Source organism: Clostridium sp. YIM B02569 (assembly GCF_022320765.1).
Classification (GTDB): domain Bacteria; phylum Bacillota; class Clostridia; order Clostridiales; family Clostridiaceae; genus Clostridium; species Clostridium beijerinckii.
In genome coordinates this window covers 65,242-79,788 of record NZ_JAKJJX010000031.1, presented here as the reverse complement: position 1 = coordinate 79,788, position 14,547 = coordinate 65,242, and the positions used below count along the sequence as shown (strand labels likewise).

General features: G+C 28.7%; 12 protein-coding genes. 5 read left to right on the top strand and 7 right to left on the bottom strand.

The window, feature by feature from the left end; all coding sequences use genetic code 11:
* The 5 genes from L3B96_RS23100 to L3B96_RS23080 all read right to left on the bottom strand — a co-directional run.
* A partial coding sequence (locus L3B96_RS23100) for a DNRLRE domain-containing protein (RefSeq protein WP_238948689.1) occupies positions 1-959 on the bottom strand: 959 nt, incomplete at its 3' end.
* Between the two features lie 680 nt (positions 960-1,639).
* Positions 1,640-3,052 carry a glycosyltransferase gene (locus L3B96_RS23095; protein WP_238948688.1) on the bottom strand — a complete coding sequence of 471 codons (1,413 nt, stop codon included), beginning with the start codon at positions 3,050-3,052 and terminating at the stop codon, positions 1,640-1,642.
* Between the two features lie 150 nt (positions 3,053-3,202).
* Positions 3,203-4,261: a glycosyltransferase gene (locus tag L3B96_RS23090; RefSeq protein ID WP_238948687.1), complete on the bottom strand. Its 1,059-nt coding sequence runs from the start codon at positions 4,259-4,261 to the stop codon at positions 3,203-3,205.
* Between the two features lie 257 nt (positions 4,262-4,518).
* Positions 4,519-5,013 (bottom strand): DUF4489 domain-containing protein, encoded by a 495-nt coding sequence (locus L3B96_RS23085; RefSeq protein ID WP_017211582.1) that lies wholly within the window; start codon positions 5,011-5,013, stop codon positions 4,519-4,521.
* A gap of 255 nt (positions 5,014-5,268) precedes the next feature.
* A complete protein-coding gene (locus L3B96_RS23080) occupies positions 5,269-6,033 on the bottom strand; it encodes a hypothetical protein (RefSeq protein ID WP_017211583.1) in 765 nt (254 codons plus the stop codon).
* Between the two features lie 172 nt (positions 6,034-6,205).
* On the opposite strand from L3B96_RS23080, the gene L3B96_RS23075 reads away from it, so the two are divergent.
* The 5 genes from L3B96_RS23075 (at position 6,206) to rfbB (ending at position 11,963) form a co-directional block, all read left to right on the top strand.
* Positions 6,206-7,729, top strand: a complete 1,524-nt coding sequence (locus L3B96_RS23075; protein ID WP_238948686.1) for a hypothetical protein — start codon at positions 6,206-6,208, stop codon at positions 7,727-7,729.
* Between the two features lie 86 nt (positions 7,730-7,815).
* Entirely contained in the window at positions 7,816-8,085 is a 270-nt protein-coding gene (locus L3B96_RS23070; RefSeq protein WP_012058792.1) for a DUF3343 domain-containing protein, read from the top strand.
* Positions 8,086-8,184: 99 nt separating this feature from the next.
* Positions 8,185-9,684 (top strand): hypothetical protein, encoded by a 1,500-nt coding sequence (locus tag L3B96_RS23065; RefSeq protein WP_238901040.1) that lies wholly within the window; start codon positions 8,185-8,187, stop codon positions 9,682-9,684.
* A 329-nt stretch (positions 9,685-10,013) separates the two neighbouring features.
* On the top strand, positions 10,014-10,895 hold the full coding sequence (rfbD, locus tag L3B96_RS23060; protein ID WP_238948685.1) for a dTDP-4-dehydrorhamnose reductase: 882 nt from the start codon (positions 10,014-10,016) through the stop codon (positions 10,893-10,895).
* An 18-nt stretch (positions 10,896-10,913) separates the two neighbouring features.
* Positions 10,914-11,963 carry a dTDP-glucose 4,6-dehydratase gene (gene rfbB / locus L3B96_RS23055; protein ID WP_238948684.1) on the top strand — a complete coding sequence of 350 codons (1,050 nt, stop codon included), beginning with the start codon at positions 10,914-10,916 and terminating at the stop codon, positions 11,961-11,963.
* A 203-nt stretch (positions 11,964-12,166) separates the two neighbouring features.
* On the opposite strand, the gene L3B96_RS23050 is transcribed toward rfbB, so the two are convergent.
* Together L3B96_RS23050 and L3B96_RS23045 are read right to left on the bottom strand one after the other, a co-directional pair.
* On the bottom strand, positions 12,167-13,309 hold the full coding sequence (locus tag L3B96_RS23050; protein ID WP_238948683.1) for a DNRLRE domain-containing protein: 1,143 nt from the start codon (positions 13,307-13,309) through the stop codon (positions 12,167-12,169).
* Between the two features lie 201 nt (positions 13,310-13,510).
* A complete protein-coding gene (locus L3B96_RS23045) occupies positions 13,511-14,299 on the bottom strand; it encodes a Cof-type HAD-IIB family hydrolase (protein ID WP_012058787.1) in 789 nt (262 codons plus the stop codon).
* Positions 14,300-14,547 lie beyond the last annotated feature (248 nt).

Here is a 14,547-nt window from a genome sequence, read left to right as displayed (position 1 = left end):
CCAGTATCACCTGTAGGTCCGGTTACACCAGTATCACCTGTAGGTCCGGTTACACCAGTATCACCTGTAGGTCCAGTAACGCCAGTATCTCCTGTAGGTCCGGTTACACCAGTATCACCTGTAGGTCCGGTTACACCAGTATCTCCAGTAGGTCCGGTTACACCAGTATCTCCTGTAGGTCCGGTTACACCAGTATCGCCTGTAGGTCCAGTAACGCCAGTATCACCTGTAGGTCCAGTAACGCCAGTATCTCCTGTAGGTCCAGTTACACCAGTATCACCTGTAGGTCCGGTGGCGCCAGTAACTGCGCTGCCAGTATTTCCTGCAGGTCCAGTTTCTCCAGTGGCACCAGTAGGTCCAGTAGGTCCAGTAGGTCCGGTAGGTCCGGTAGGGCCTGTAGCACCAGTAGCGCCAGTTCCTCCAGATGAGAATTCTATGCTAAGGAATGGTCTTTGTGTTTCAACTGCCCACTCTTTTGAGAAGTAACCTATAATTGTATCAATTACATTTTCAATACCAGTTAATGTTACACCAAAATTTGTTGCTGGGTTGTTTGCCCAATCTATTACTAAATTAGTTATATCAATACTTATATACATACCAATATCTGCATCAGTTACATTTATAGAATAAATTGTCGGATTTATTGCCGGTGCATTATTCCACGTAACTGTATTTTCAGAAAAGTCGCTTGCATTTGTAAATACGCTGACAGTCTGTGGAGACAAAACAGCATCAGGAAGATCTTTTCTAAAAACAAATAAATTTAAAGAAGCATTTGCTATAGAACTTCCGGATGGAACAGAACCAGTTAAATCAAATTTTAATAAACTTCTAAATAGGTCATTAGGTTGAACAAATCTTCCTGTAAATAAAAGACTTGAAAATCCAAAGTTCGTGTTTGGATTTAACAATGATATATATGCATCGGCAATTGGGCTAATAATTACACTAGGCATTGTGTCATCTCCTTAATTTTCTTTTGTTTTCAAATGACTTAACTATTATTATAGTTGTCTAATATAATATATGTTAAATCATTAAAGCTGCTACAATTATGATAAATGACTATAATATTCAGATTATTATTATCACTTTTATTTTATAAGTGTTATATATGGACAGTTTAATCTATAATTTTCTTAGATTAAATATACTTAAAAATAAGTGCTTTAAATTTTCATAGTTTTTAAACCCGCATGTTTCCTATAAATATTTATATATTTTTATATTTAAATAGTAAAATATGTTTATATAAAACTAGATACCTATAAATATATATTTCTATATAAATATTTTTCTATGTATTGATTCTAGTATAGTTTTATGGACACATTCCTGAAATAAATTATAATTAAAGTAAGAGAGGTGTGTCTGAATGAGAGGGAAGAGTTATGCATAAGATTTTAAGCAAATGATAATCGAGGTATATAACACTAAAAAAAATGAAAAAATAGAAATAGAATTTGTGTGAAAATTTCCAATTTAGCTTGTAACGCAAAAAGCGGTGACATGCTAAATTGGATACAACTTGCAACTTAGGGATTTCAGCTATGTTTCCATAGTCTTCCGGATTGTTATGACCCTTGGGGTTACAGAAATATTTATTGTTTCGGTAAGATACCACATAAGTCTGAATTCAGATTTGAGTATCTATAAAAGTATTGTTTTGAAACTTAGCTACATACTGGTAGGATATAAAAAAGCCTTTCATATTACTTCCAACAATATCACATATTTGATCTAAAAAATTATCATCTTCTTGTGATATTTCTCTAGAGTAATGAAATATATATGGATTTATATATCCACATTCCTCGAATATTTTTTGTATATCTGGTAATGTGAAAAATTTTGTGCACTTTGGATTTAATATGGAATCGTGATTATAGATAAAAGTTCCCTTTAATAAACCTTTTATAACAGAATAATGCATTAAATTTGGTATTGTGGCGATTATATATCCATCAGGCTTTAAATATTTTTTTAACTCAGTTAGTAATTTCCATGGATCCTTACTAAATTGAAGTTTATTCCCAATAATTATATAATCAAAAAAGTTGGTTTTGCTTTCTTTGAAGTTCATAGTATAGTTTTCTTCAAAATCCCCAGTCATTGTTTCTATTATTTTTTCACATATTTTGGATACATTTCTATTTTGTTCTATACCATACAGCATTGCATTAGGATACATATATTTTAATTTAAGCAGGGTAGACCCCAGACCACAATTAAATTCAAGAATATTCAATTTTTTTTCTATTGGTTCATTTATACGGTTTATAATATCAAACTTTAATAAACTTTCTGAATTAGAATTGAAGCCCCATTTTTCTTCAAACTTATGAGCATTTGTTTTTAGAATGTTATTAAATTTAGCATAATCACTCTTAAAAGATGTGCTTCCAAAATGGTGTATGAAACTATCATTACAAACCATGAGTTTATATCCAGCCTCCACAATCCTCATGCATAAATCATCATCTTCAAAATTTCCAGGAGTAAACCTCTCATCAAAGGTTCCGACTTTATTAATAACTTCTCTTTTAATTAACATGCAGAAGGCTACCAATCTGGATTTTTCTTCCCACATCTCTGAATTAGAGATATTGTTTTTGTCTGCAAAATTGATCATATCTTCTATATCTGTATATGGAACATTTATTGCCTGATAGTTGGAACAATTATTAGTAATTGAGGCCACAGCACCAATTTTTTCATTGCTGTATAGACAGGCTTTAAGGTTATCAAGCCATCTTGGTGTAGCTTTTGTATCATTGTTTAAAACTAAAATATTGTTATCTTTTTCAGCTGCATTTATTCCAAGATTACAGCCTTTTGGAAAGCCCAAGTTCTCATCATTTAAAATGAGTTTAATATCAGTTTGTTCTTTAAGCCATTCTCTAGTTCCATCACTAGAATTGTTATCTACAATGATTATTTCATAAGTACCTAAAGTAGTATATTTTCTTATACTTTCAAGGCATATTTGATTATAATTAATATTATTATAGGTTAGTATTATTATTGAAGTTTTTTTGTTTTGAAACATTATTTTAATATCTCCTGTAATAGATTAATATAGTAATTGTTTATTTATAAACAACCATACTTAAAATCATACTAGTGCTTCATTGTATTTTATGAAAATTAACAAAAAGCGTGAAAAATAGAGTTTAAAATCTCTTGATTTTGCCATATTCTAAAAGAAAGAGTTTATTTTTTCGCATATTTTTATCCACTCAAAATTATCTCTTGTATTAATTTGAATATCATTGCACACCTGTTCAAGTAGCTTTTCGTTTGAGCATGTTGAAATCAATTTCTTTGAAAGTTCCTCAAAGTTATTTATTTGAAATATATCCCCATATTTTTTATCATCTGTAATATCTATTGCTCCCTCTACATCAGAGGATATAATATAATTTCCATTAAAAGCAGCTTCACCAAACACTTGAGCAAAAGCCTCAACCCTTGAAGTCAAACAAAATACTTTTGACTTCTTGTATTCTTCCATGAGTAACTTTCTATCATAAATAGGGCCTGTAAAAATAACTCTGCCTTGTAACTTAGGATAGTACTTATACAAGTAGTTATTAATATATTCATTAAAGCCGGGTTCAATGGGGCCTACTAATTTTAATTTCCAGTCAGGAAGTTTTTCTGACGCTATTTTAAAGGCTTCCATTATAATTTCAGTAGCTTTTTCATAAGAACCTAGCCTGCCAACTGTTAATATGATATTTTCCTTATCCTTGTAATTTATCAATGGACTATCAAAAAAATCATAAAATCCATTAGGTATATGCTCAACCTTTATAGGCCAGTCAGTATCAATTATTTTTTTTAGATTTTTCGATTCCACGGAAACCAAACTGTTATTACTTAACAAATTAATGCTTCGATCATTAAAAGTTATTCTATTTAGCCAATATCTATTTAAATCTAGTTTTAAGTAAATATTGCCATTGGGATTTACTGATTTAAATCTTTCTATCATATTTAAATTAAAATCATATAAGCCAATAAACATAAGGATATCTGTTTTTTGCAATAAGGATGTCACTGAAGCTTCGTCGTCCATAAAATTAAGAGTAATGTTTTTTGTAAATACTTCATCATAATGTTCTTCATTTTTGCCACATAAAATAGAAACCTCATAATTTAAATGCTTTTGAAAGACATAAGGGATTAAACCTACATCTTTTGTAAGATGAAAATTTTGAAGTCCAGGCCAATATAAAGTAAAATATTTTTTCATAGTTCCTCCTATTTTTTTATATAGAAAAACTCAAGGCATTAACCTCGAGTTTAAACTATTTTTAATTCTAGATTTTACAACTAATTAAAGAATAATTTATATTAGATTTTATAAAATATTGAATAAAATTCAATATCCAAATTACATCTAAATCTAAAGACTTAAGCAATTTAGGCTTTACTGAGATCAGGGACACTAAATAAGCGTCCCTCTCAATCCAAAGTCCATAGCACTTACTGATCTTTAATTAATTATTACTAGCATATTGTTCCACATGTTGCTATTGCACCAAGAGTTGCGTTATTTATACTTAAAGTACCAACAGTAACTGCACTAGTAACAGTTGCAATTACACTATAAGTGCAGCAGTCATCTGAACAACAATCGCCACAGTCACAAACAAAGAAAGAGAATGTTTCAGATGCTAATAGTGCTACTAAATTAAATGTGAATGCAGGTCCAACAGGAACTGGAGTAGATTGACCTCTGCATTGTTTAAATACTTGGAAATTTATAGTTCCTGTAAATGCAACTGTAGCAACTAAATTACTTGCAAATTCTAATTTTACGCAAGCATTCTTTAAGCGAGAAGTGTTTAAAGAAAGAGCGGTAAGAGGAAAAGCTGTTCCTAAAACAGTAGCAGGAGGGAGCGTTACTGCACCCGGTGTACTACATCTTATAATAGTTGGACATAAATCTTTTTCTTTCCTGCAATCATCATGATCATCATGATATTTTGACATTGAATTCATAAATAGAATCCTCCTTTTAATTTAGATAAATTTTTATAAAAATTTCTATATGGATAATTTAGAATTCTTTGGTTCTTCTACTATAATATATGAACTTTATCAAAGAAGGTGATGATAATACTTGAATTTTATAATTGAATATAATAATTCAATAAAAGGATACCATCACATCTTTATATCTATTTTTAGTAAAAGACCTCAATCTATTTATCTACAGAAATTCTAATAATCCTTGTAATTATAATGTTAATCATACTATTGATCATTATCATCACCGTCTGAGAATAATGGCTCTAAGTTTTGATCAGGATAGAATTTAGGAATTGGAGCCTTTTCAAATCTCTCACATGGGTCTTCCTCTGGTTCCTCTTCACATGGTTCTTTTGGAACAGGGCAATAATCATAAGCTGGTATAAGAAGTTGAACAATAAGCTCACATTTTACAACAATATAGTAACCTAAAGTTATATCTAAAACGTCGTTTCCTTCTTCATCTTCTAATAATTCACCTGCCAAAGCTTGGGCAACCATTTCAAGTTTTATTATATTAGAATCCAAATCAGCTGCATCTTGAACAGGAACAAAGCTAGCAGAAATTTGAGCTATAGACTCAGGGCAATAAAATTTTCCTATTACATCGGTTCTATTAACTTCGAACAGTTCGCTTTGATTTACACCATTTGCATCTATATAATCTGCATAGAAAGAAATTCTATAGGAAATAACTATTTTTTTGAAGCCAGGTCTGCCTGCAAGTGGAATCTTATCCACAGAAATTAATGTTAAATTAAAATCTCTACTACCAATATATCTTTTAGGATCTGTTAGTGGATTGCTTCTTAATTCAGAATCTGTTGTATTTGTGTCAGGACCATCGCCATATACAAGACATCTTTTTATTAGGCATTGATCAAAAATCTTTGGTACTTCAATGCAAACTAATTCAGAAGGATCTGGTAAATGTCCTTGTTTATTTACAAGGCCAGGACGTGGCGAAAATTTCTTGAAGTTAATGGGCATATATTTTCCTCCTCTTCAAAAAGTATATTGAATATAAGTCTATTCAACATTTACAATACATTATATGAAATTACATTATGCTGGTGATAATAAAAGTTAAATTAAAATAAGTTTTACAAAAAAGCATAATAAACTTCTATTAAAAATATAATTTTATTAAGGAGGGAGTGGCATGAATAGTATATATGTTGATTATACTGATAACATATGGAAATTTTTCCGAAATGATAATAAAGAATTGTGTTATAAAATTATGTATGAAGAAGGAAAATGGACTAAAGAAAATTTGATTAATAATGAAGTATTGGGGTTTGCTGTTTATGTTGAGGGGGATGAGAGAATACATATAGTATACAGCAATATTAAGGGTGAATTGAAATATTGCACAATGAAGGATAAACATTGGGTCGGAAAAACTCTATATCAAATGGATTTTGATGAGTTTCAAATAGAGCATTTAAAGATTGAAATTATTGGAGAAGAAATGCATATATTTTTTTTGCTCATAAGCAATGATGGCAGTGATCACGGTGTGTTAATGCATTGCGCCTGGAATGGAAAAGAGACGAAATTTTTCTCGCTGCAAGATATCGTCTTGGTACCTAACTTAAAGGAATATTATTTAGTAAACACAAATGAACAAAGTGGCCTTGAAGTATTTTTCATCACAGATGAAGGAGATGAAGTCTCACTAAACTATTGTAACTTTGAAAATCGTAAATGGTCTTCTGCTAAAAGACTTTATGGGATTCAAGGAGATGATATATCTTTTGAAGTGTTAAGGGACCAACAACAGGATGTTCATATATTAAACAAATCTAGAGAAGATTTATTGTATTTTATTGATCACGTTTGTATAGATATTAGTGGTAATATACAAGTTTACAGAGTCCGTGAAAGTAATATGAACTTAATCGATCCAATATTATTTATTGGAAATAACGAATTATGTGCCTGTTGGATAGAACAAAATAAGATATTTTATTCATTTTTTAATAATGAGCAATGGGAAAGCCCTATATATTTTGATAAAGGTAATGAATTTACAGTAATGAGATACCATTGTTTTATGCATTATAACAGAGATAATTCCGTTAAATTACTAGAGACTTACGGAACAGATGAACCGGATTTAAATCTATATATTCCAAATAGATTTACTATGAATAATTCATTGAAACATGAGACGAATCAAGTTAATAATGAAATTTCATTTAATGAAAATGAGGAAATTCAAAATTTAAAACTCGAATTATCTAAAGTGAAGTTAGAAAAGAAAAATTTGGATAGGAAAATTGATTCATTAAATATGCAATTGCAAAAAAAACAAAGATTCATGGATGATTATGAAGAGAGAATTGCAATAATATTAGAACAAAAACGTAAGACAGATGAGAATTATAATGTATTTATAGAGTTACAACAAAATCTTCAAAAGGAATTTGATGATACAAAAAAGCAGCTGGATGATGCAAAAAAACAGTTGAATGATGCAAAAGATCAATTACTAAAAGAAAAAGATATTAGGATAAGTATAGAAAAAAAATTATTAGAACTTGAAAATGAAAATCTAATAATTAGACAGAAAGTCATGACAATAAATGAAGAAAAGAATAAATTATATGAAGACCTTGAATTTGAAAGGAATCAATCTATTATGGAACGTTTATTAAGAAAGAAACCAAGTGGAATATAGAATCACTTCTAAAATTTTAGAACATACAATAAGGTAGAAATATCTTATAAATAATATTAGGATAACACCAGATAGAGGCGATTTATATGAAAGCAGAAAAGTATGATTATATAATGGTATTTACTTGTCATCAGAGAGCACTATATATATATGAGCATTTAACTAAAAGAAATATTAAAACAAAATTAGTTAGTGCTCCTAATAAAATTAATATTAGCTGCACTCAGGCAGTCAAATTCAAAGACATAGATATGGAAATTGTTCAAACAGAATTATATAAGAATAATATTTATCCAACCGCAATGTATAAGATTTTAGGAGAAGGAAAAAATGAAACTTATGAATTAGTTGAATAAGATCTGGTTAAACCAGGTCTTTTCATGTTTTTGTTGCATAATAACGAAGAACAAAGCATAAATTTTAATATAAGAAAATGATGGGGTGACAGCAAACTTATGATTGATAAACTAGAGAAGATGATTTATTATGTATCAAATATAGGCACAGGTAGAGTATCTATCATTGATGGTGATACTTATCGCATTATAAAAGAAGTTGAAATTGGTCCAAGGCCTCAAAATATAGTTATAGACGAAAAAAACAATATATATATAGCTAGTGATAGAAATAATAAAGTTACTCTTATTCATGATTTGTTTAATTCTGATAAAACATGGAATATCCCCAATAATGGTAATATAAAAGTGGATTCCAATAATAAAAAGATATATGCATGCGATACGGAAGAGGTATGCATTTATAATTTAGAAACTAGTGAAAAGATTGGTTCTTTGAAAGGCTTTATAGCGGCAAATTGCTTGGAACTTGATAAATCCAAGAGAAGATTATTTGTATTGGATATTTTACAGAATGAAATTAAGGTATATGATACATCAGATTTTCATTTAATCAATCTATATAAAGAAGTTGGCATTTTACCAAACTATATTATTATAGAAAAAAATGAGAAATGTATCTATATCGCTAACAAAGGAGCAAATAAAGGAAATTATAAAGGAAATGTCTCTATACTTAATCTTGAAAGTGGAGATATTTCATATATAAGCCTACAAATAGGTTCTATAATTACAGCTCTAGAACAGAATGAAACTTTTTTGTATGCAGCTAATAGTGGCTTACATAGAATTGAAGTTATAGACTTGCTAAAGAAAGAATGCATAACAAATATAAAAACTACGCTTCCAAAAATACAAAGGCTTCGATTATCTCCAGATAAAAAAATACTCTTAGTAACGAGTCGAAGTGATGATGGGAGAGGAGTAATTGATAGAATTGACACTTCAAATAATAAAATTATAGATACATTTAATTTTGAACAAAATAATAGTCTTCCATATGATATTGGGATAGTAACTAAAAGTAAACTCCAAGTACAAGATGAATTTTCTAATTTAATAGATTCAGAAGAAAAATTAAAACAGGAAAATAGTATTACTATAATCGCAAAAAAAGTGCTATCTACTTATCAAGAAAAAATAATTTTCTCTGAAATTTCAATTAGATTACCCTTAAATAAGGATGCAATTATGAACCTAGAATATATTAAATTTAAAAAATGTGAAGTTATAAATGAAACAAAAAATATAACGATTGTAGATACTCGAAAAGATTATTCAATATTACAATATAATTTTTACATACCATATATCGTAGAGTTTAAAGGTAAGGATAAAGAAAAATATATTGTAGAAGGAAAGATTGAAGGAATGCAGAAAGCAAGGTTATATATCCCGGTTTATGCAGAACAACAAGGAGTAGAGTTTGTAGTAAATTCTTTTGCTACAATAACAAGCAATCCAGTTGTTGCAAATGAAAAAATGAAGTTTGAAGTTAGTGTTTTGATTTCTACAAAAGCAATTGTAGATGAAATGATATCCATACCTATATACAATAACTATAATCTATGGAATATTAGAGGAGAGCAAAAGAATTGAAAATAATGACGAATATATTTGCAGCATTCCTCTAATTTTTACATATCATTATATAATAAAGCTTATTTTATATTCCGTAAGATTTTTCATATTGATTTTTAGTACTTTATGATGAAGCTATATTTAATTATAAAGGTACAGATTTTTATGCACTTTAGTACAGGGAATGAATTAAGAGGAATGATACTAATTAAACGTTGCATAACTTTTATAGAAAGTTATTAAGGTAATTTTATCAGAAAATGATAAAGTTAATGTAGGAATAAATGAAATTTTTTAAGGTAATATCCAGATTATAATATATAGTTAAAAGAGGTGCTTATTTTATAATGAAGATATTAATAACTGGAGCAAAAGGACAGTTAGGTAGAGAGATTACTGAAATAATAAAAATCGGAAGAGCTGATATAGGAGAAATATCGGAGAGTATAAAAGTATCTGAAGTTATTGGCTTTGACGTAGATAGGCTAGATATAACAAATTTAGTCAAGGTTAAAGAGGTACTGAGTTATTTAAAGCCAGAGGTAGTAATAAACTGCGCTGCAGCCACCAATGTTGATAGATGCGAAATTGATGAAGATTTTGCGTTTAGAGTTAACTCAATAGGACCAAGAAATCTTGCTATAGCTTGTGACGCCATAGGCGCTAAACTAGTACAAGTTTCTACTGATTATGTGTTTAATGAAAATAATCATAAGCCATTGAAAGAATATGATTTAGCTTCACCATCTAGTGTATATGGTAAAACTAAATTTCTTGGAGAGCAGTATGTACAGCTATTATGTTCAAAGCATTTTATTGTAAGAACAGCGTGGCTTTATGGTTATGTAGGAAGTAATTTTGTTTATACAATAATGAAACTTTCTAAAGAAAAAAACCATATTAATGTTGTGAATGATCAAATGGGAAATCCCACTTATGCTAATGATTTAGCATATCATATCTTGAAGCTAATAGAAACAGATGGTTACGGAATATATCATTGTACTAATAATGGCGAGTGTACATGGTATGAATTTGCTAAAAGAATTGTTAAATTATCTGGAGAAGAATGTGAAGTAAGACCTTGTACTTCTGAAGAATATAAGACTCAGGCAAAAAGGCCTAAATATTCGTCTCTTGATAATATGATGTTACGAAATACTGTTGGCGATGAAATGAGAGATTGGAAAGATGCAATAGAAGCGTTTATAAGTAAATTAGGCAAGTGAAATAAAGGAGTTGTAGTCATGAAAACTTATTTAGTTACAGGTGGCGCTGGATTTATAGGGTCAAATTTTATTTTATATATGCTAAATAAATACGAAGATATTAATATAATAAATTTAGATAAGTTAACTTATGCAGGGAATTTAGAAAATCTTAAATCAATAGAGAATGATAAAAGATATGAATTTGTTCAAGGAGATATTTGTGATAAAGAATTAGTTGAAATACTTTTTAAGAAGTATCATATAAATTATGTTGTCCATTTTGCAGCAGAATCCCATGTTGATAGAAGTATAAAAGAACCTGAAGTATTTGCGAAAACAAATATACTTGGTACTGTTAATATCCTTAATTGTGCAAAAAATGCTTGGGAAAATGATCAAGGATTTGAAGAAGGCGTTAAATTTCTTCAAGTATCAACAGATGAAGTTTATGGTTCATTAGGCTCTAAAGGATTTTTTAAGGAAACAAGTCCATTAGATCCTCATAGTCCATATTCTTCAAGCAAAGCAGGGGCAGATTTAATAGTTAAAGCTTATTATGATACGTACAAAATGCCAATAAATATAACAAGGTGCTCAAATAATTATGGACCTTTTCAATTTCCAGAAAAGTTAATTCCTTTATTAATAAATAATTGTTTAAATCATAAGAGACTTCCTGTCTATGGAGATGGAATGAATATAAGAGACTGGCTTTTTGTAGAAGATCATGTGAAAGCTATTGATATGGTAATTAATAATGGAAGAGTAGGAGAGATATATAATATTGGTGGTCATAACGAAAGAACCAATATACAGATTGTAAAAACAGTTATTTCTTATATTAACGAAAATGTAGATAAGAATGTAAGTGAAAGCTTAATAAAATATGTTGAGGATAGAAAAGGACATGATAGAAGATATGGCATAGCACCAGATAAAATAAAAAAAGAATTAGGTTGGTACCCAGAAACTGCTTTTGAAATTGGAATAAAACAAACAATTAAGTGGTATTTGGATAATAAAGAGTGGATGAAAAATGTAACCTCTGGTGATTATCAAAAATATTATAAAAACATGTATAAATAATATAATTAATAAAAAGGCTCTAAACTATATTCCTAATGAAGACTGTATGTTTGAGCAAGAACCTTTAAGAAGTCTCGTTAAAGATAGACAAGTGTTAATCAATAATAGAGCATATAATTAAAGTTCTTGCTTAAATAACTTTACTATTACCTGAACAAGAACTTTAATTATACAGTACATATTAAATGATTTTTTATTGTAGTCTAGTTTACGGGCTCAGCTTTTATGGAACAAATCAATTTCGTTAATGAATTCAAATTTGACGATACTTCTAATAATTGAGAGCTTATAGAGTTCAAATTAGAAAAATCAAGTTTCCCTGTCTTAGTAAATTCATTAATTGTCTCTTTTAGATTCTTAATATTTACACTTAAATTAGGTAATAGAGCTTTTAATTCCAATAGCTGATTATTTAATGATGACATATTCATATTTAACGTTTCAATATCATTTTGTTTTAAATTAGCAGAATTTTCATCTAATGAAGATATTTTATCACCGATATCTGCAACTTTGTTTGATAGGCTGTTTATTTCTTGGCCTAAAGATTCACTGTAAGAGTTCAGAGAATTTAGTTTCAAATCTTGATTTACTAAGATATCCATAACTTTATTAAGCAAATGATTAATTAATGTAACATCTTCTTGATCCTTTACACTATCTCTTTCAACATTTGAAGATTCCTTTGATGCAGAAATATCCTCAGAATTATTAGTCTCAGTCTCCTCATCATCGTAAGTATTCTCTTCAACAGGTTCTTCAATATAAGTTTCAATATTAAGTTCTTCCGATAAATCTATATTATTTGTCGAATCTGTATTATATGTTATTATATCTAAATATGGAGGATATTTTGACTCGAATGAAGATAATTTAATAATTGAATTAGAATCCTGATTTTGAGGAAGTAAAAATATATTATAGCTTTCGTTATGTGTTGTTAGAGATCTAATTAATGAAGTAACATTAATTTTTAAATAATGTCCTATATTATATCCATGTACTATATGATTTAATAACTTTGTATAATCCTTTTTGGGCAAGCTCGACCAATCAATAGCAGCTATATCTATATTGCTATAATTACCTAAAATACCAAAGCTAAAGGAATTCTTATAATCTGGTTTAATATCTTGAATAAACAAATATAAATATGCTTTCTTTACAGCGTTAGGATGTAATTTAGATAGTTGAAAGTTTAATAAAGAAATATAGCGATTATTGCCTAGTGACCTATTGTTTATGGACCCAACGAGTAATGAATCATTACTTGAAAAGTTTGTATTCGAATGATATTTATCCAAGTATGTTGAAGTATTGCAAATAGCTTTAATTGAATTTTCCACTTTTACTACTCCTTAAATTTTAAAGGTTTCATATTATACTATGAAATTTTATATTATTAGGTGCTTTTTGCTTATATACCAATATAAATTTATTTTTTAAGTCCTAGTATTTTCCTCCTAAAAGATTTCTTCTACTATGTATATTTAGCGACAGGCTATTTTATACATTTCTTTTAGGAGGAACTAAAAATAAATAATTTTCTATATAATATTGTAGTGTTTTAAAGCATATTTAATTCCATCATCCTCAATATCCTTTGTGACAAATGATACTAAGTCAAATAATAATGGAGTACTATTTCCCATAGCAATACTGTTTTTTACATATTTAAGCATAGATAGATCATTTGTACTATCACCAATAGCATATGTGTTTTCGTGATGAATATCTAAATAATTTATTAAGTATTCTATACCTGATGCTTTAGAGAATCCTAAAGGAACTAATTCATAAAAGCCTTCACCACGATGGATAAATTCAAATAAACTTTTGAACTCATTATGAAAGCTTTCAAAATCACTATTTTCATTAGTCCAAATTACAAATTTATCAAAGTTAATTTCAGTATCATCAAAAGTTTTACCTTTATAAAATCCTTCCCTTATGTGACGTTCTTTGATTCTAAGAACTTCTTTAGAATGTATATTAGTATCGTAATAAATGTCATTCTTACCTTCTAATATAGCATCGATATTATATTTGCGAAGCTTGGCTACAATTTCTTTTGATAAATCTATTCCAAGATTTCTATGTAGTATTTCTTTATTTTTAAATTCTATGTAAGTTCCACATCCACAAACATAACCATCAAAATTTAGCTCTTTGACACAATCATCAATTCCTATAATTGTTCTCCCTGTATTAATGAAGATTAGATGCCCATTTTCTTGTGCTTTTTTTAGAGCTGCCTTAGCACTGTTAGGGACTGTATAAGTCTTTTCATTAAATAATGTTCCATCAATATCAAAAAATATAATATTGGATTCCATTATGCCACCTTCCTTTTTCGTTTGTATATCCATATTTAAATTGCCTTATTTTACTTTGTTTATTATAACTATTTTATAAGATTAATACAATGTTTGACCAGCTAATTAAAGATTTTTCGATAATCGACAAACAAATTTACGTTACTTCTCTAAACTTTACATACAGCTATTAAGTATAGTATAATTACAAAATAATTAAGAATTCATGTTCGATTTATAAAGTGAAATTCAATGAAAAAAGGAGGGGA